At 72.5% G+C, this 17838-nt stretch carries 20 protein-coding genes; 13 read left to right on the plus strand and 7 right to left on the minus strand.

Going from position 1 to position 17838, the window contains the following annotated elements:
- The first annotated feature begins 42 nt into the window (after window positions 1-42).
- The 3 genes from ASG88_RS10535 (at window position 43) to lepB (ending at window position 3571) form a co-directional block, all read left to right on the plus strand.
- Window positions 43-1209, plus strand: coding sequence for an acyl-CoA dehydrogenase family protein (locus tag ASG88_RS10535; protein ID WP_056887345.1), 1167 nt, complete (start codon window positions 43-45; stop codon window positions 1207-1209).
- A 90-nt stretch (window positions 1210-1299) separates the two neighbouring features.
- Window positions 1300-3015 carry a multicopper oxidase family protein gene (locus ASG88_RS10540; protein WP_056887346.1) on the plus strand — a complete coding sequence of 572 codons (1716 nt, stop codon included), beginning with the start codon at window positions 1300-1302 and terminating at the stop codon, window positions 3013-3015.
- Between the two features lie 7 nt (window positions 3016-3022).
- Entirely contained in the window at window positions 3023-3571 is a 549-nt protein-coding gene (gene lepB / locus ASG88_RS10545) for a signal peptidase I (protein WP_200956408.1), read from the plus strand.
- Here the strand turns inward: lepB and ASG88_RS10550 are convergent.
- Window positions 3502-5511: a cytochrome c oxidase assembly protein gene (locus ASG88_RS10550; RefSeq protein WP_056887347.1), complete on the minus strand. Its 2010-nt coding sequence runs from the start codon at window positions 5509-5511 to the stop codon at window positions 3502-3504. The genes lepB and ASG88_RS10550 overlap by 70 nt on opposite strands.
- Window positions 5512-5662: 151 nt before the next feature.
- On the opposite strand from ASG88_RS10550, the gene ASG88_RS23325 reads away from it, so the two are divergent.
- The 3 genes from ASG88_RS23325 to ASG88_RS23085 are packed head-to-tail and all read left to right on the plus strand — an operon-like array spanning window position 5663 to window position 6895.
- The gene (locus ASG88_RS23325; RefSeq protein WP_056887348.1) at window positions 5663-6091 is read left to right on the plus strand and encodes a response regulator transcription factor; all 429 of its coding nucleotides are present in this window, start codon (window positions 5663-5665) and stop codon (window positions 6089-6091) included.
- Between the two features lie 53 nt (window positions 6092-6144).
- Window positions 6145-6783 carry a copper resistance protein CopC gene (locus tag ASG88_RS10560; protein ID WP_056887349.1) on the plus strand — a complete coding sequence of 213 codons (639 nt, stop codon included), beginning with the start codon at window positions 6145-6147 and terminating at the stop codon, window positions 6781-6783.
- A complete protein-coding gene (locus ASG88_RS23085; RefSeq protein ID WP_157559666.1) occupies window positions 6752-6895 on the plus strand; it encodes a hypothetical protein in 144 nt (47 codons plus the stop codon). Before ASG88_RS10560 ends, ASG88_RS23085 begins: the two co-directional genes overlap by 32 nt.
- A 14-nt stretch (window positions 6896-6909) precedes the next feature.
- On the opposite strand, the gene ASG88_RS10565 is transcribed toward ASG88_RS23085, so the two are convergent.
- Window positions 6910-7728 carry a sigma-70 family RNA polymerase sigma factor gene (locus ASG88_RS10565; protein ID WP_235534796.1) on the minus strand — a complete coding sequence of 273 codons (819 nt, stop codon included), beginning with the start codon at window positions 7726-7728 and terminating at the stop codon, window positions 6910-6912.
- A gap of 123 nt (window positions 7729-7851) precedes the next feature.
- Between ASG88_RS10565 and ASG88_RS10570 the strand changes: the two genes are divergently transcribed.
- Window positions 7852-8505, plus strand: a complete 654-nt coding sequence (locus ASG88_RS10570) for a helix-turn-helix transcriptional regulator (protein WP_082600213.1) — start codon at window positions 7852-7854, stop codon at window positions 8503-8505.
- Window positions 8506-8665: 160 nt separating this feature from the next.
- Window positions 8666-9172, plus strand: coding sequence for a hypothetical protein (locus ASG88_RS10575; protein ID WP_157559667.1), 507 nt, complete (start codon window positions 8666-8668; stop codon window positions 9170-9172).
- A gap of 2 nt (window positions 9173-9174) precedes the next feature.
- Here ASG88_RS10575 and ASG88_RS10580 read toward each other — a convergent pair whose 3' ends face one another.
- The 5 genes from ASG88_RS10580 to ASG88_RS10600 all read right to left on the minus strand — a co-directional run bounded on the left by ASG88_RS10580 (window position 9175) and on the right by ASG88_RS10600 (window position 13213).
- On the minus strand, window positions 9175-9861 hold the full coding sequence (locus tag ASG88_RS10580; RefSeq protein ID WP_056887353.1) for a GAF and ANTAR domain-containing protein: 687 nt from the start codon (window positions 9859-9861) through the stop codon (window positions 9175-9177).
- Window positions 9862-9882: 21 nt separating this feature from the next.
- Window positions 9883-10305, minus strand: a complete 423-nt coding sequence (locus ASG88_RS10585; protein WP_056887354.1) for a DUF1707 domain-containing protein — start codon at window positions 10303-10305, stop codon at window positions 9883-9885.
- Entirely contained in the window at window positions 10305-10961 is a 657-nt protein-coding gene (locus ASG88_RS10590) for a PadR family transcriptional regulator (protein WP_082600215.1), read from the minus strand. The genes ASG88_RS10585 and ASG88_RS10590 overlap by 1 nt, the downstream gene beginning before the upstream one ends.
- A 135-nt stretch (window positions 10962-11096) precedes the next feature.
- Window positions 11097-11978 (minus strand): crotonase/enoyl-CoA hydratase family protein, encoded by an 882-nt coding sequence (locus ASG88_RS10595; protein ID WP_056887441.1) that lies wholly within the window; start codon window positions 11976-11978, stop codon window positions 11097-11099.
- A complete protein-coding gene (locus ASG88_RS10600; RefSeq protein WP_056887355.1) occupies window positions 11975-13213 on the minus strand; it encodes an LCP family protein in 1239 nt (412 codons plus the stop codon). The genes ASG88_RS10595 and ASG88_RS10600 overlap by 4 nt, the downstream gene beginning before the upstream one ends.
- Before the next feature lie 23 nt (window positions 13214-13236).
- Here ASG88_RS10600 and ASG88_RS10605 point away from each other — a divergent pair, with 23 nt between their 5' ends.
- The 5 genes from ASG88_RS10605 (at window position 13237) to ASG88_RS10625 (ending at window position 17835) form a co-directional block, all read left to right on the plus strand.
- Window positions 13237-13743: an acyl-CoA thioesterase gene (locus tag ASG88_RS10605; RefSeq protein WP_056887356.1), complete on the plus strand. Its 507-nt coding sequence runs from the start codon at window positions 13237-13239 to the stop codon at window positions 13741-13743.
- Window positions 13740-14291 carry a DUF402 domain-containing protein gene (locus ASG88_RS10610; RefSeq protein WP_056887357.1) on the plus strand — a complete coding sequence of 184 codons (552 nt, stop codon included), beginning with the start codon at window positions 13740-13742 and terminating at the stop codon, window positions 14289-14291. Before ASG88_RS10605 ends, ASG88_RS10610 begins: the two co-directional genes overlap by 4 nt.
- A 106-nt stretch (window positions 14292-14397) precedes the next feature.
- Window positions 14398-15966: an LCP family protein gene (locus ASG88_RS10615; protein WP_056887358.1), complete on the plus strand. Its 1569-nt coding sequence runs from the start codon at window positions 14398-14400 to the stop codon at window positions 15964-15966.
- A gap of 31 nt (window positions 15967-15997) precedes the next feature.
- Complete coding sequence (locus tag ASG88_RS10620) at window positions 15998-16927, plus strand: glycosyltransferase family 2 protein (RefSeq protein ID WP_056887359.1); 930 nt, start codon at window positions 15998-16000, stop codon at window positions 16925-16927.
- Window positions 16924-17835 (plus strand): glycosyltransferase family 2 protein, encoded by a 912-nt coding sequence (locus ASG88_RS10625; protein WP_056887360.1) that lies wholly within the window; start codon window positions 16924-16926, stop codon window positions 17833-17835. The genes ASG88_RS10620 and ASG88_RS10625 overlap by 4 nt, the downstream gene beginning before the upstream one ends.
- Window positions 17836-17838: the final 3 nt, after the last annotated feature.

Below are 17838 nucleotides of genomic sequence, written 5' to 3' on the forward strand. Positions count from 1 at the left end.
CGGCGTCGCCCGCGCCGGTTACCGGCAAGTAGAATTCGAGCCATGAGCGACTTCTACGCCCTCTCCGAGGAGCACCAGGCCATCCGCGCCGCCGTCCGGGACCTGTGCGACGCCAAGGTGGCGCCGTACGCCGCCGCGGTGGACGAGGAGGCCCGCTACCCGCAGGAGGCGGCCGACGCACTGCTCGCGGCCGACTTCCACGCCCCGCACGTGCCGGAGGAGTACGGCGGTGCGGGCGCCGATGCGCTGGCCACGGTGCTGGTCATCGAGGAGGTCGCCCGGGCGTGCGTCTCGTCCTCGCTGATCCCGGCGGTCAACAAGCTGGGTTCGCTGCCGGTGCAGATCGCGGGCTCGGAGGAGCTGAAGCAGAAGTACCTCGGTGCGCTGGCGCGCGGTGAGGGCGGTTTCTCCTACTGCCTCTCCGAGCCGGACGCCGGCTCGGACGCGGGTGGGATGAAGACCCGCGCGGTGCGCGACGGCGACGAGTGGGTCCTCGACGGCGTGAAGCGGTGGATCACCAACGCGGGCGAGTCGGAGTTCTACACCGTCATGGCCGTCACCGACGCCGAGAAGAAGACCCGCGGCGGGGTGTCGGCGTTCGTGGTGGAGAAGTCCGACCCGGGCGTCTCCTTCGGTGCCCCGGAGAAGAAGCTCGGCATCAAGGGCAGCCCGACGCGCGAGGTCTACCTCGACAAGGTCCGAATCCCCGCGGACCGGATGATCGGCGAGGAGGGCACCGGCTTCGCCACTGCGATGGCGACCCTCGACCACACCCGCGTGACCATCGCCGCCCAGGCCGTCGGCGTGGCCCAGGGGGCGCTGGACTACGCGCTGGACTACGCGAAGGAGCGCCAGCAGTTCGGGAAGTCGATCGCGGAGTTCCAGGGCCTGCAGTTCATGCTCGCCGACATGGGGATGAAGGTCGAGGCGGCCCGGCAGATGACGTACGCCGCAGCCGGTCGCTCAGAGCGCGGCGACAAGGACCTGACGTTCTTCGGCGCCGCGGCCAAGTGCTTCGCCTCCGACGTGGCCATGGAGGTCACGGTCAACGCGGTCCAGGTGCTCGGCGGCTACGGCTTCACGCGCGACTACCCGGTCGAGCGGATGATGCGCGACGCCAAGATCACCCAGATCTACGAGGGCACCAACCAGGTCCAGCGGATCGTGATGGCCCGCCAGCTCCTCGCAGGGGTGCAGTCGCACCTCTGACCCGGGCGTCCCCCCGGCGTTCCCCAGCATTCCCCAAGGTCGCCCGTCGCACGATCGTGCCTGACGGTCACCGACTGCCGGGGAGGGCTCATGACCGACATGGAGAGACGCGACTTCATCAAGCTCGCCGGACTGGGGGCGGGTGTCACCGCCGTCGGGCTGGTGGTACCACTGGGTGAGTCGGCCACCACCGCCGACTGGATCAGCACCTCGTCCAAGCCGGCGCGCTTCGTGAGGCGGCTGGTGCTCCCGCAGGTGCTCGCACCGGTGCCCATGACGGACGAGCACGGCGAGTACCTGCTCTACGAGATCACCCAGCGTGCCGGGTCGGCCCAGGTCCTCGACCCGGGCGCGCCCCTCACCCCGGTCCTCGGCTACGCCTCAGGTGCTGCCGCTCCCACGGTGCCCGGGCCCTTGATCAGGGTGGACCAGAACACGCGCGTCAGGATGCGCGTGCGCAACGCGCTGCCGACCACGCACCCGACCTTCGGCTACGGGGGCGTCGCGTCGTCGGTCCACCTCCACGGGTCGGCCTCGCTGCCGCAGTACGACGGTTACGCCGACGACGTGACGATGCCCGGCCAGGTCAAGGACTACTGGTACCCGAACCACCAGGGAGCCAGGACGATCTGGTACCACGACCACAGCGTCCACCACACGGCCGAGAACATCTACAGCGGCCTGCACGCGCAGTACCACATCCAGAACCAGTGGGAGAAGGAGAACCTGCCCCAGGGGAAGTACGACGTCCCGCTGACGATCGGCGACGCGATGTTCGCCAAGGACGGCAAGCTGGCCTACATGGACCGGGAGCACTCGGGCCTGTGGGGCGACGTCATCACCGTGAACGGGGTGCCGTGGCCGTTCCACGACGTCGAGCGCCGGTTCTACCGCTTCCGGATCCTGATGGGGACGCTGTCGCGGTCGATGAGGCTGAGCTTCGTCAACACCCGCACCGGAGCGGCGGTCCCGACCTACGTGGTGGCCACGGACGGAGGAGTCATGCCTCCGCAACAGGTCGCCAGCTGGCGCCACTCGAGTGCCGAGCGGTACGAGGTCATGGTCGACTTCGGGACCTGCCGGGTCGGTGACCGGATCGAGCTCCGCAACGCCAGCCCGGGCAAGAACCGGGACTTCCTGCACACCAACAAGGTGATGCAGCTGCGCGTCACCCAGGAGCCGACCGAGACCCGGTGGACCACTGTGCCGACACCGCCGGCCAGCGAGATCAACCCGGTGATGACCGCGGCGGCCTCGGCGTCGCGTCGTACCCGCGACATCGACCTCGAGCACGACGACGTCACCAACGAGTTCCTCATCAACGGGCGCGCGTGGCGGGACGTGCAGGCCGGGTACTACAACCTCTTCGCCGACGACGGCGGCACCCCGCCCCGGCCGGGCGACCTCGAGATCTGGCGGATCGAGAACGACTCCGGCGGCTGGTTCCACCCGCTCCACTTCCACCTGGTGGACTTCCGGATCATCCGACGCCAGGGAGGGACCGGCCGGGTCGAGGCGTGGGAGAAGGGGGCCAAGGACGTCGTCTACGTCGGCCAGGGCGAACGCGTGGAGCTCCTGGTCCTCTACGGGATGCCTCCGGCGCGCTACCCGGACGGTCGGAGCACGGGCCTGGCTGGTGCCAACGGGCACCTCGGTGGTCGCTACATGATCCACTGCCACAACGGGCCGCACGAGGACCACGACATGATGTCGCAGTTCGTGGTGGCGCCCGCCACCGGCGACCTCGACCTCTCGGACCTGCATCCCAACCACCCGATCTACGCGGCCCGGCCCTGGGACGAGTGACGCACCGGTGCCGGAGCTCACGCAGTCGGACACCCCGACGCCTCGGGCCCCGGTGCCGGCGGCCCGGGCGCGGGTGCTCGTGTACGCAGTGGTCCTTGCCGTCGTGCTCGGCGCGGTCGTGATCGTGCGGGCCACGCTGGTCGTCCCGGTGCGGATCGACTCCGCGAGCATGGACCCGACGTACGGCGAAGGTGACGTCGTGCTGGTGTCCCGGCGTCCGCCCGACGTGGACGACCTGACGCGCGGCGACCTGGTCGTCTTCCGGTCCCCGGAGGATGGCACTCGGGCGATCAAACGGGTGATCGCCCTCGGCGGGCAGGACGTCGTGGTGCTGGACGGGGTGCTCTTCGTCGACGCCGAGCCCGTCGACGAGCCGTACGTCGACCCCGAGCTGGTCGACGGCTACTACAGCAGGACGTTCACCGTGCCGGACGAGAGCGTGTTCGTGATGGGCGACAACCGCGGCAACTCCGTCGACTCCCGCGACTACGGCTCGGTGCACGCCTCGGACCTGTTGGGGCGCACGCTGCTGACGCTGTGGCCCCCGGGCGGCTGAGACGCCTCGGCGGTGCCCCGGTGGGTGCGCCGCCGCACACCGAGCAGGACCGCCACGACGAGCACCGCGACGGTGGCCACGGCCACCAGCGCACCCGCCAGTCGCTGGTCGGCCACGGGGTCGATCCAGCTCCACCGCAGCTCGAGGAACCACTCGGCCGCCAGCAGGCGATCGCCGTACCGCAGCTGGGCGGCGAGGATCGCCAGGCAGCCGGCGACGCCGACCATGGACCACTGCCACTCGGCGGCACCGCCGGGTCGCGGGGTGACCTCGGCCCCCAGGACCGGCCAGAGGAGGAGCAGGCCGGCCGCCAGCGCCAGCGTGAGGACGGCGAGGTGAATCCAGGACGACCGCTGGGACATCTCGATGAGGGGGGTGCGGTAGACCGCCAGCAACAGCACGCACACGGCGACGGCGCCGGGGACCGCGCTGGCAGCGGCCCGGGCCGCCCCCGAGCGGAGCAGGCGTGCTGGTGCCTCGGTCCCGCGGGCGGCGCCCACCTCGAGGGCGAGGCCTGCCGGGTCGCCGAGGAGCAGCAGGAGGGGGACCAGGAGCAGCGCCACCAGGAGCTGGGAGACCTGCACGCTCAGCACGGCCGGGGCATAGGTCGCCACCCCGGAGCAGAGGACCACCAGGGCGACGCCGATCCCGGCGGCGAAGGCCGCCGTCCTCGCCCGGGGCCACCGGCGTCCCCGTCGTCGCAGGTCCCGGACTCCGGATGCATAGGCCGCTGCGGCGGTGGCGAGCACGACCAGCACGATCGCGTCGGGACGCCAGGCCGTGGCGAGCTCGGTGACCGACAACGGCTCCACGACCGCAGGCAGTGTCGGGTGTCCCGTGCCGTGGTCCGGCCGCACTTCCACGGGGACGGGGACGGCGGTCCTCGACAGGGCGGAGGCGAGACCGATCGCCACCCCCATCAGCAGGAGCTCGACACCGGCCAGCCGGAGGAACGGCCGGCCGTCCCCCCCGCGGGCCAGGCTCGCGATCGTCCTGCTCCGATGGAGGTGTCCCAGCAGGCCCAGCACCAGGAGCGCCGTCGCCTTGGCCGCGACCAGCGCGCCGTAGCCACTGGTCCACGCGGCGCCCGACGCCCCCAGTCGCTCGGCGACCGCGATCAGTCCAGATCCGGCGAGGGCGAGGTAGGCACCCAGGGCCAGGGGGCTGAAGCGCGCCACCGCGCCGGGCAGGAGGGTCGGCTCGGTGCGGACGTGCAGGACCAGTCCCAGCAGGCCACCGGTCCAGAGGCTGACGGCCACCACGTGGACCACGAGGGCCGACACCACGACGTCGTGTCCCGGCGCCGAGGAGGCGTGCCCGGCCACGGCGCCGGGCAGCAGCCCGGCCACCGAGACGACCAGCAGCACACGGGCGCCGGCGGACGTGCCGGCCGCGCGGGCCGAGATGCCGATGACGGTGGCCAGTGCCGCCGTCAGGCACAGGGCGGCGCCGGGCCGGGTGGAGGCCACCTCCGCGACCGCCCCGCCGCCGATGCGCGTCACGGGCACCCCGGCGACGTCCGACGCCATCAGGACCAGCTCGCAGGCGGTCAGCACCGCCCACCCGGCGGCCCACCGCCCGGCGGCGGACGCGGCGCGCCGGGCGGTCCCGCCCAGCGTCCCGTCCGTCCGGGCGGGAAGAAGGACGGTGGCGACGACGAGCGAGCCGACCGTGCCCACCGCCGCCAGCGTGGACATCAGGGACACGAGCTGCAGGCCCCACGCCGTGACGGCCCCGGCATCGGGAAGTCCCTCCGGGGCCGCCCGCGGGAGCCCGCCGGTGACCGTCAGCGCGACGAGGCACGACACCACGGCGACGAGTCCGGCGGCGATGAGCCCGGTGGCGATGACGGCACCGGTTCCGGGGCGCGGCGCCCCGTCCGCGCGCGTCCCCGGCGCGCGGCCGCGCGCCGTACCGACCTCGGGTCCCGACACCGTCATGCGCGCGAGCCTGCTCGTTGGACCTTGGAGAAACCTCGAGGTGTCGTCCGGCCCGCCGCCACGACATGCGTCCGCACGGCTGCTCACGGTGCCGACCTGCCCGAGCAATCTCCAAGGTCCCCCATGGAGCATGGCTCGCACGGGCTACACAGTGCGAGAGGAGACAGCCATCCTCACCACCGTCATGCTCGTCGAGGACAACCAGCTGATGCGCGAGCTGCTCTCCTACGTCGTCGACCAGGAGCCCGGGCTGGAGCTCGTCGCCGTCGCCGAGGACGGTGACGCGGCGGTGGAGCTCGGCATGCTCACCCGACCGCAGGTGGTGGTCATGGACGTCAACATCCCGGGCCGCGACGGCGTCGAGGCCACCCGGGCGCTCTGCCGCGGGCTGCCGGAGGTCCGGGTGCTGATCCTGAGCGTCTCCTGCAGCCGCCGGCTCGTCCGCCTGGCCTTCGCCGCGGGCGCCTGCGGCTACCTGGTCAAGGACGGATCGCACCACCAGCTCGTCGACGCCATCCGCTCCGCGGCGGCAGGCGGCAGTCCACTCGCCCCCCTGGTCCGCAGGCTGGTCGGGGAATGACGGCGACCAGGAGTCCCAAGGTTCGCCCAAGGTCGGCGGGTCAGGGTGGAGGCATGCACGACACGACGGGCCGCGGTGCCGGGCGGACGGCGGTCCTGCTGGCCGCCGTCGTGGGTGTGCTCGTGGCTGTCCTCGTGCTCGGCGTGCGGCCGGCCCCGGCCGGCGCCCACACCGAGCTGGTCAGCAGCATCCCCGCGCAGGGCGACCGGGTGGCCGAGGGTCTCGACCGCGTGGAGCTCGTCTTCGGCGAGGACCTGCTCGCCGCCGGGACGGCCATCGCCGTGCACGGACCCGCGGGCGAGGAGGTGGCCGTGGGTGCCACGGGCACGTCCGGGAGCACCGCCGCCGCCCGGCTGACCCTGTCGGATCCCGGGAGCCACACCCTGACCTACCGCGTCGTGGGCGCGGACGGCCACGTCATCTCCGGCAGCCTCGGTTTCACCGTGGTCGCGAGCGCCACCCCCGGCCGTGTCGCGACCTCGGTGTCTCGGGAAGCCGTCCCTGGCGCGTCGGCGGAGGCCGACGCGCCGGGGACGGTGACGTGGCTGCTCTTGGCGGCCCTGCTCCTGGTCGTCGTGTCCCTCCACCACCGGGCCCGCATCCGTCCGGCCCGATCGGGTAGGACTGGGGAGACACATCCCCACCACAGCGGAGGCAGCGATGAGCAGCAAGCCCGACGACGTGACCAGTGACCCGAGCCTCGACGACGGCGAGTCCGCCGACTGGTCGGGGGAGGGTGGGAGCACTCCCGACGGTCCCGCGACCGACCCCGAGGCGGACGACCCGGAGACGGACGAGAGCTAGGTCCCCGTCCCGGCTCAGACGGCCGGCGAGAGGCTGCCGGGGCCGTCGTCGCGCGGCGACAGGTCCCCGTGCAGCTGCCGGTTGATGCCCGACATCAGGCGCGACACCTGGGCCTGGGTCACGCCGACGGCGGCCCCGATCTCGTCCTGGGTCGCGTCGTGGAGGTAGCGCAGCTCCAGGATGTGCTGCTCCCGGGTGCCGAGGCGGCGTACGGCGGGAGCCACGACCGTGCGCGCCTCGACCTGGCCGAAGCCCGGCTCGTGGTGGACCAGCGACGCCGCGAGGGGTCGCTCGGAGTCGTCGGCCACCGCGTCGAGCGAGTCCACCGAGTAGCCGGCGTGCGCCGAGACGGCCTCCTCGACCCTCTCGGTCGGGACGCCGAGCCGGGCGGCGATGTCGCTCGGCCGCGGTGAGCGTCCGAGCTCCTGGGTGAGCTCCTCGGCCACCCCGGTGATCCGCGCCTGGAGCTCCTGGACCGAGCGTGGCGGCCGCACCACCCAGCCGGCGTCGCGGAACCACCGGCGCAGCTCGCCGCGGATGCACGGCACCACGTAGCCGAGGAAGTCGTTCGCCAGCTCGGCGTCGTACCGGCGGACGGCCTTGACGAGCGCCAGGTAGGCGACCTGCCGGAGGTCCTCGGCGTCGATGCCGCGCCGCTCGTAGCGACGGGCCTCCTGGGTCGCCACCACGAGGTTGAGGCGGATGATCTCGTCCTCGACGTCGCGGCGGTCCTCGTCGCCGTCGTCGAGTCGGGAGAGCAGCTCACTGGTCAGGGCCATCCGGCGGGCGCGGGAGACCCCGCGGTGCCCCCGGATCGGGGAGGTGGGTGACACGTGGTTCCTTCGGGCAGTCGAGCGTGGCACGCTGCTCGACCACGTCCCCAGACAACCAGTGGTCCCGCGACCCCGCTACCTCCCTTCGGGCATGCGATCGGCGAAGTCGGGTACGGGTCGGCCATGACCGTGATGACACGACGACGACGCCCCGTGCGCGTCACCCTGGCCCACGAGTGCGACCTCGTGACGGTCGGATTCGCCGGCCTGCTCGCGCCGTACGCCCACCGGGTGCAGGTGCTTCCCTCACCGGGCGGGGTGCCGTCCCGAGACGTGGACCTGACCCTCCACGACACCCTCGCCGGCGTGAAGGACCTTCCCCTCGCCGCCGTGCGCTCCGTCGTCCACGACGGTCGCCTGGTCACCTGGACCTGGAACGCCCGTCCCGAGCTGGTCGAGCTGGCCCTGGGCAACGGCGTCAGCGGAGTCCTCTCCAAGGCGCTGCCCGCCCCCCGGCTCGTGGCGGCCCTCGAGTCGATCCACCACGGTCGTCCCGTCGTCGACCTCGGCAGCGACCAACGTCCGACCGGGTCGGCGGCGTCGTCCGAGGCGCTCACCCCACGCGAGGCCCAGGTCATCGCGATGATCACCCAGGGCCTCGACAACCAGTCGATCGCCGACCGGGCGTCGATCAGCATCAACTCGCTCAAGTCCTACATCCGGTCGGCCTACCGCAAGATGGGCGTCGCCTCGCGGTCGCAGGCGGTCCTGTGGGGCGTGCGCCACGGCTACCTCGCCTCGGTGGGGACCGTGGAGGACCCCGAGCTCACCGCCTGAACGGGAAGTGGCCGGTCGGCCCCGTGCTGCGTGAGTCCGGTCCCGACCGGCCACCGGTCCGTACGGCGGTGGCACGACGCCTCGCGTCGTCCGCCGTTGCCGATGCCGTACCCGGGCCGTGCGAATACATGCGCCGGGCCGACCCGGGTACGTCAGGGGCATGACTGCTCACCTGGGAGAGCCCGACACCGGACGAGTGCCGGTGCACACCGGCGAGGACCTCGCGGCGCTGCTGGCCGAGCAGCACGGCGAGCTGCGCGAGGCCTGGTGTCGCGTGCCCCGCCTCCACTCCGGCGCGCGGGAGGACGTCTTCCTGCACGCGCGCCGCCTGCTGGCAGTGCACGTGGCGCTCGAGCAGGTCGTGCTCGCGCCCCGGCTGGAGGTCGACGAGGCCGGCGCCGCCCTGGGGCGGGAGGTGCTCGCGGCCGAGCAGGAGGGGCTGGAGTCCCTCGGCTTCGACGCGGCCTGCGCGCGGGTCGCCGTGGCGTTCCTGCGCCACTGCGCCGCCCTGGACGAGGTGCGGCTCACGGGGGTGCTGCCCGACGCCGACCGTGCGGCCGTCGCGACCGCGATCGCCCTCTGGGACGGGACGGGTGACGCCTACCTCGGCAACACGTGGGTCGAGATGCGTGACACCGCGGTCGAGCAGCTCGCACCCCGGGGCTGAGGTCAGCCCTCCGGCAGGGTCCGGTTGTCGATGAGCTGCTGGGCCACCAGGTGCAGCTTGGTGTTGTGGTGCTGGGAGTAGCGCCGCAGCACCTCGAACGCGCGATCCGCGTCGAGGTCGAACCGCTCCATGAGGATGCCCTGTGCCTGGCCGACAAGGTTGCGCGCGTCGACCGCCTTGCGCAGGTGCTCGTCGCCGCGGGCGTGCTGCACCGCGACCGCCGCGTGCCGCGCCAGCATGTGCGCGACGTCGGCGTCGGCCCCGTCGAAGGCACCGGGCTCCGGGTCGTAGAGGTTGAGGCTGCCGATGACCTGCTGGCTGGTGTAGAGGCGCGAGCCGAGCATGCTGCGGATCCCGGCGTCCGCGACCGCCTCGCACCACCGCGGCCACCGCGACTCCTCCCGCACGTCGCGGATGATCACCTCGTGCCGGTCCGCGATCAGCTCGAGGTCGGGCCCCTCGCCGGCCTCGAGCTGGACGGCGTCGAGCCCGGCGACGACGGGATCCGTCGCGGCCACGGTCTCGACCCGGGACCCGCCGTGCACGAGGATCACCCCGGCATACCCGCAGCCGAAGGTCTTGACCGTGAACTCGAGGATGCGCTCGACGGTCTCGTCGAGGCCGTCGACGTCGTGCAGGTCGAGGGCGAGCCGGGCGAAGGCCTCGGCATCGGGTGGGGTGTCAGGCATGGGGTCTCCTGCGGGGGGCAGTCAGAAGGCTCTGCGCCGAACCCCCGTGCCGGGATTGTGGCACGTGCGGTGCCCGCGGTGCCCGTGGCGCCAGCCTCGTGACTTGAGGAGGACGACGAGGCCGATGAGCCACATCCACCACGGGACCTGGAGCGCGATCGCGAGGACCAGGGCGGCGACCAGGAACGCCCCGAGGGGGAAGCGCCACGACGACGTGCGTCGCGGGGGCGCCGGGGGCTGCGGAGCCGGTACGACGGCGCGCGGGAGGTCCCAGAAGACGATGTCGAGGTCGCCCCGCGTGCGCGCGGACCAGATCGCGTCGAGGCGCTCGGCGTGCTCCTCGGTGTCGATGCGACCGGCCGCGTAGTGGTCGTTGAGGATCGAGGTCGCGGACTCGCGCTCCCGGTCGCCGATGCGGGCCTCCGCCCTGCGGGGCTCGGCCATCACAAGTCCTCGTCGGGCTCGGGCTCCGGCTCGGTGCCGTCGGCGAGGATCCCGTAGAGCGAGCGACGGGTCTCGACCAGGACGCCGATCGCGGCCTTGCGCTGGGTGTCGGAGCCCTGCGTGACGATCTGCCACACGGCGCTCATGACCTGGCCGATCTCCGACTTGAGGTCGCCCGAGGTGCCGGTCGACGACCGCTGCTGGGCCCGCTCGAACGGCGCCCAGACGGCCTCGAGCTCGTCGGCACGCTCGGTGACGTAGCGACCGCCCTCGGTGGTGAGGCGCAGGGTCTTGCGGCCGCGCTCGTCGTCGGTCTCGACGAGGCCCTCGTCGGCGAGCTGCTGGATCGTGGGGTAGACGGAGCCGGGGCTGGGGCGCCACGTCCCGTTGCTGCGGTCGGCGATCTGCTGGATGACCTGGTAGCCGTTGACGGGCTCGCCCCGGTCGGCGGCGTCGGCGAGCGCCGACAGGATCGCCAGGCGGACGTCGCCGCGGCGGGCCCGCGGGCCGCCCGAGGGGGGCGGTGCGCTGCCGGTCTGGCCGCCCCAGCCCAGCAGTCCCTGCACCCACGGCGGGGGGCCGCCGGGGCCGCGGGGCGGGCCGCCCCAGCCGTGCTGGTCGAAGCGGAGCTCCCAGGGGTTCTTGCGGTGTCCCATGTGCGTGTCCTCCCGATGTCCGGCGTCGGCAGTCGCTGACCTGTCGCCGACGTATTGCGATATATCGCGAGCGTACGACGACAGGTCGACGCGCACAAGGAGATCCAGGCCCGGGACCCGGGCGGCCGGGGCGCGCTAGAAGATCTGCGGCAGGTCGGAGGCCCGACCGGTGAAGTCGGGGTCGCGCTTCTCGCGGAAGGCGGCGACGCCCTCCTTGCCGTCCCCGACGGAGGTGTGCCACATGGCCAGCGAGTCGGCCCGGTGCATCTCGAGGGGCGACGCGGCCGACGTGCCGGCGTACAACAGCTGCTTGGCGAGGGCCAGCGCGACGGGGGAGCGGCCGACGACGAAGGAGTGCGCCAGGTCGAGCGCCGCCGGGAGCAGGTCCTCGGGCTCGTGGACCGAGCGCACGAGGCGTCCGTCGCGGGCGGCCTCGGCGGTGAGGACCTCCGCGGAGTAGACCCACTCCAGCGCCTGCTGGAGGCCGACGATGCGGGGCAGGAAGTACGACGAGCAGGCCTCGGGCACGATGCCGAGGCGCCCGAAGACGAAGCCGATCCGGGCCTTCGTGGAGGCCATCCGGATGTCCATCGCGAGCGTCATGGTCGCCCCGATGCCGACGGCCGGACCGTTGATCGCGGCGATGACGGGCTTCGGGCACGCGTGGATCGCCAGCGCCACCTTGCCGCCGGTGTCGCGGACCCCGTCCTGGTAGGGCGCCTCGGTGAGGTGGTCGCGCAGGTCGGCCGGCGTGGGGGCCGCGTCCTCGTCGAGCCCGAAGACGTTGCCCTCGGCGGACAGGTCCATGCCGGCGCAGAACGCGCGCCCGGAGCCGGTCACCACGATCGCTCGGATCGCGTCGTCGGTGGCCGCGGAGCGGAAGAAGTGCTCGAGCTCGCTCGCCATGGTGACGGTGAACGCGTTGAGGGCCTCGGGGCGATCGAGGGTGAGCGTGCAGACGCCGTCGTCGTCCGTCGCGACCGAGAGCGTGTCGTGGTCCACCGGCGCCGACGTCATCCGCGCGGCATCCCGCTCGGGGTGCACAGGCTGTCGGGGATGCTCGCCGTGTCGTCCTCACGGATGTAGGAGAAGAGCTCCTCGGAGCGCTCCTCGTCCCACGTGACGGCGAGGTCCTGGATCGGCACGCCGCAGGTGAGGCCGGAGTCGCCGTCGACCCGCGTCATCGCGAGGGCGAAGCGCCCCAGGGAGATCGGGCTGGTGCCCTCGCTCACCGAGAACGACCCGGAGGACGCCATGGCGAGCTGGTAGTAGCGCACCGGGTTGAGGAAGGTCCACACCGACAGGGCCTTGTCGCCGATCGCCGAGACGACCTCACGCTGGGCCCGGGCGCGGTCGATGTCGCCGAGCTCGGCGTAGGTCTTGCGGGAGCGGGCGTAGCCGAGGGCGGTCTTGCCGTCGGCCTCCTGGCAGCCCTTCGGGATGTCGAGGTTGGCGTCGGGGTCCTTCATCGCGGTGCGCGGGCAGATCTGCACACCACCCACGGCGTCGACCATGCCGACGAAGCCGCCGAAGCCGATCTCGATGTAGTCGTCGATGCGGATGCCGGTCTCGTTCTCCAGGGTGCGGATGAGCAGCTGGGGGCCGCCGTAGGCGAAGGCGGCGTTGACCTTGTTGCCCTCGCCGTAGCCCGGGATCGCGACGATCGAGTCCCGGGGGATCGACATCAACATGTTGGGGCCGTCGCCGGTGTGCAGCAGCATGATCGTGTCGGTGCGCTGCCCGACCTCGCCGCCGGTGCCGAGCTCCTCGCGCTCCGCCTCGGTGAGGTCGTCCCGGGAGTCGGAGCCCACGATCAGGTAGGTGTTGCCGCCCTGCTCGTCGGGGCGACCCTCGTCGCCGGGCATCGCGTCGATCTTGTCGACCTTGCTCCACGCCCAGAAGGGCACCGCGAGCATGAAGACCAGCCACACCAGGACGAGCAGCTTGACGATGCCGAAGCGGAAGCGCGGACGGCTCCGCTGCTTCTCGGCACGGGGCGGGGGAGCAGGCGTGGCCGGGCGGGTCGGGCCTCCGGGCGGTCGGCCACTGCCCGACGACGTCCGTGGCTGGGCGGGCATGACCCGCGTCTCGTCCGGTCGCTCCGGCTCGCCGGAGCGACCCCGGGTGGGGACCATCCGGGTGGCGTCGGCCGAGCCGGCGGGGGGAGAGCCCTTGCCGCCCTTGCCGTAGAGCCAGTCGTACTCGGGGGTCCCTTCCTCGGGACCGCCCTTCCCGGGGGGACGTTCAGCCATGGCCGAGACGCTACCGTGCGCGCATGAGTGAAGCGCTCACCCCGCGTCCGGTGTCCTTCTCCCGGGTCTCGCTCGCCATCGCCGCGACCTCGGTCCACGCCAACATCCTCGGCAACGTCCACGGTGGCGAGATCATGAAGCTCGCGGACTCCACCGCCGGAGCGGTGGCCTTCCGGCACACCGACGGCCCGGCGGTCACCGCCGCCATGGACGAGATGACCTTCCTGCGACCGGTCCACGTCGGCGACATCGTGACGACGTACGGCGAGGTCAACTGGGCCGGGCGCTCGTCGATGGAGATCGGGGTGCGGGTCGAGGCCCAGCCGTGGGGCAACGCCGCCGACGAGCCGGTCCACGTGGCCAGCGCCTACTTCGTCTTCGTCGCGATCGACGACGACGGCGCCCCCCGACCGGTCCCCGGCCTGGTGACCGAGACGCCGACGGAGGTACGCCGCGAGCGCGAGGCGCAGATCCGGCGCGCGCACCGGCTCGCCCGCAAGCGGGAGATCGACCGGGGGCGCGAGGCATGACGGCCCCGTGGGTGCCCGGTGAGGTGATCACCCGGCGCGAGGTCCTGCACGGGAGGCTCTGGCTCGAGCACCCGGTGACCGTCGTGGACGACGACGGCACCACCTTCGCGGTGCTCCTGGAGCCGGGGTCGCCGTTCACCTTCCACGACCACCCGATCGGCCCGCACCCGTGGGGTGCCCACGAGGCCTGGGGCGGGACGACCGTCCTCCAGGTGCACCGGACCGGGGAGCGCTACGGCGCCTGGAAGTTCTTCGACGAGACCCCGGCCGGCCCGCGGTTCCGCTACTGGTACCTCAACTTCGAGTCGCCGATCGTCCGTGACGACGACGGCTACGACACCGACGACCACGGCCTCGACCTGATCGTGCACCCCGACGGACGCCGGGAGTGGAAGGACGTCGAGCACCTCCACGTCCAGCGGGCCCAGGGCCGGATCGACCTCGAGACCGTGGGTGCGGTCCTCGAGGCCGCCGACCGGGTGGTCGACCTGCTCGACGGCGACGACCGCTGGTGGTCGGAGTACGACGACTGGACGCCGGAGGCCTGAGGGTCGTCAGCCTCCGCAGGGGAGCGTCGGCGCGTCGTACCGGCTTGTGACGGGTGGGACTGGTGATACTGGGCGGGCTGACTTCCCCCAGCAAGAGAGGCACCTCATGCCACCCGACAGCTCCAGCGGGTCGCACCCCGACGCTCCGCACGGCACCACCGGTCCCACCGTCACCTCGAGTGACGCGGGCCGCTCCAGCACCGCCGACCGGGCGCAGCGCGTGCGCTTCCGCCGCGCGGTGACGCTGATGGTGATGACCCTGGTCATCCCCGGCTCCGCGCAGCTCGTGGCCGGCAACCGCCGCATCGGTCGGATCGCGACACGCGTGTGGATGACGGTCGTCGTGGTCACCCTGCTGAGCGCCGTGGTGTCGGTCTTCGCGCACTCCTTCGTCTTCTGGGTCGCCTCCAACACCCTGCTCCTCGGCGTCATCCGCCTCGGCCTGATGGCCCTCGCCGTCGGCTGGGCCCTCCTCTTCATGGACGCCTGGCGGCTCGGGCAGCCCCTCGGGCTCCAGCGCCAGCAGCGGCTCGCGGTCGTCGGCGTCAACGGGCTGCTCTCCCTGACCGTTGCCGGCGCGCTGCTCTTCGGAGCCCACATGGTCGACGTGCAGCGACAGTTCATGCTGACGATGTTCGGCGACGGCGCCGTGGTCGGCGCCCACGAGGGCCGCTTCAACGTGCTGCTCCTCGGCGGCGACTCCGGAGCGGGCCGCTGGGGCCTGCGTCCCGACTCGCTCACCGTGGCCAGCATCGACGCCCGCACGGGCAAGACCGTGCTCATCGGCCTGCCCCGCAACATGGCGAACTTCCCCTTCGAGGAGGGGTCGCCGATGGCCAAGGCCTTCCCGGGCGGCTTCGACTGCGACGGCTGCTACCTCAACGGCGTCAGCACCTGGGCCCAGGACAACACCGAGCTCTTCAAGGGCTCCGACAACCCCGGCGTCGACGCCACGGTGTCGGCCGTCGAGGGCATCACCGACCTCGACATCAACTACTACGCCATGGTCAACCTCGCCGGCTTCCGCAACCTCGTCGACGCGGTCGGAGGCGTGGAGCTGACGGTCCGCGACCGGATCCCGGTCGGGCTGCCGCACGACTCCTTCTTCCGCTACATCGAGCCGGGCACGCGCACGCTCGACGGCATGGACACCCTGTGGTTCGCCCGGGCGCGCGAGGGCTCCGACGACTACTCGCGGATGGCCCGCCAGAAGTGCGTCATGAACGCCATGCTCCAGCAGGTCAGCCCCGAGACGGCGCTGCGCAACTTCGAGAAGATCGCCAAGGCCTCCTCGGAGATGATCTCGACCAGCGTGCCCCGCGGTGAGGTCGGCCGCTTCGTCGAGCTGGCCCTCAAGGCCAAGAGCCAGAAGATCGCGACCGTCTCGCTGGTGCCGCCGCTCATCTCCACGGCCGACCCGGACATCGACCTCGTCCACAGCACGATCGCCACGGCGATCGACAAGGCCGAGGGCCAGGCCCCGGCCCCCGCGCCCGTCGAGGACGAGGCCGAGGCCGAGGCGGGCACCGACCCCGCGACCGGGACCGGGCCGGCACCGGCTCCCGCCCCGGCTGCCACGCCCGCCGCTCCGCCGTCGATGACGGGCGGCTCGCTCGGGACGCTCAAGGACGGGTACGCCGCCAACGACTCCGAGGACCTCGGGGCGGCCTGCTAGGCGGGGGCGTGCGGCACCTAGGGTGTACGCCGTGACTGCTCCCCGTGATGGCCGTGTCGTCGCGGTGGTCGTCACCTTCAACCGGCTGCCGCTGCTCCAGCGCCTCGTGGCCCGGCTGGGCGAGGTGCGCGGCCTCCACGAGGTCGTGGTGGTCGACAACGCCTCGACCGACGGCACCGGCGAGTGGCTGGCGGGACAGCCGACGACGGGGGAGACCCCGCTGCTCGCGCGCACCCTCGAGCACAACCGCGGTGGCGCCGGCGGCTTCCACGACGGCCTGGCCTGGGCCATCGACCGCCACGCCGACCTGGTGTGGCTGATGGACGACGACGGCCTGCCCGACCCCGACTGCCTGACCACCCTGCTGGCCCACGGCGAGGACCTCGACTTCTGGGGCCCGCTCGTCGTGGACGAGGAGGACCCCGACCGGCTGGTCTTCCCGATCCGGCTGCCGGGTGGTGCCCGGGTCGTGGGCGACGTCGCCCAGGCCCGCGCCGCCGCCCGCGACGGCGTGCTGGCCGACGTGGTGATCCCCTTCAACGGCGTCCTGGTGACCAAGGAGCTCGTCGACCGGATCGGCCTGCCGCGCGAGGAGTTCTTCATCTGGGGCGACGACGTCGAGTACCTCTGGCGCGCCCGTGAGGCCGGCGCCCGGGTCGCGACCGTGACCGGGGCCCGGGTGCTTCACCCCAGCGTCGGGGAGCTCGGCACGCCGATGATGTGGGGCCGCACGACCTACAACCACAGCCCCAGCGACCTCAAGCACTACTGCATGGCGCGCAACAACCTGGTCAACCTGCGTGACTACCGGGGCCCGCTGCACGCCCTCGCGTTCGTGGTGAAGACCGTCTGGTTCTACACCTTCACCCGCCCCAGTGCCGCCCGCCTGCGCCTGAGTGCGCGGGCGATGCGCGCCGGCCTGGCGGGGGAGTACGACGGCCACGAGAGGTTCCTCGCATGACCGGGCCGGAGAGCGTCGCGGTCGTCGTCGTGACCTACGACCGCGCCGACCTGCTCGTCGGGATGCTCGACGGCCTCGCCGCCCAGACCCGCGCCCCTGACGCGGTCTTCGTCATCGACAACGCCAGCACCGACCACACCCGGGCCGTGCTCGACGCGCGCACCGACCTGCCGCTCCACGTGACCACGTCGGAGGCCAACCTCGGCGGGGCCGGCGGCTTCCACCTCGGCGTGCGGGCGGCGTACGACGCCGGCTTCGACCGCATCTGGCTGATGGACGACGACGTGGTGCCCGCGCCCGACTGCCTCGCGGTCCTGATGGCCGTCGACGAGGACTGCCTCATCGCCGTGCGCGAGGACCTCGCCGGCACGCTGGTCGAGAAGGCCGCCATCGAGTTCGACCTGCGCAACCCCCTCGCCATACACCCCAAGCGCGCCGCCGTCGACACGGCGTACGCCGACCGGGCGTCCATGCCCGCGCTGGTCGAGGTGCAGAACGTCGCCTTCGAGGGCTTCATGGTGCGTCGCGACGTGATCACCGAGATCGGCTTCCCCGACCCCGCCTTCTTCATCTTCTACGACGACGCGGAGTACGCCGTCCGCGCCCGCCGGGCCGGGCGCCGGATCTGGGGGGTCCGCGACGCCGTGCTCGTGCGGCAGCTCGACTTCAACCAGCAGCACGACCTCTCGGGCTGGAAGGGCTTCTACATGTACCGCAACCTCTTCGTGGTGCACCTGCGCCACGGGGAGAACGCCCTCGTCCGGCTCAAGCCGTGGCTGATCACCCTGGCGGTGGTCCTGTTGAGCCCCGCCCGCGGCGGCCGAGCCGAGGCGCGCAACGTGATCCGCGCCATGGCGTCGGCGCGGGGCATGCGCCGCCTTTCCGATTCGGCCCGGCCCCCTCGCTAGACT

Origin of the sequence: Nocardioides sp. Soil777, assembly GCF_001428425.1 — a bacterium.
Lineage (GTDB): Bacteria > Actinomycetota > Actinomycetes > Propionibacteriales > Nocardioidaceae > Nocardioides > Nocardioides terrigena.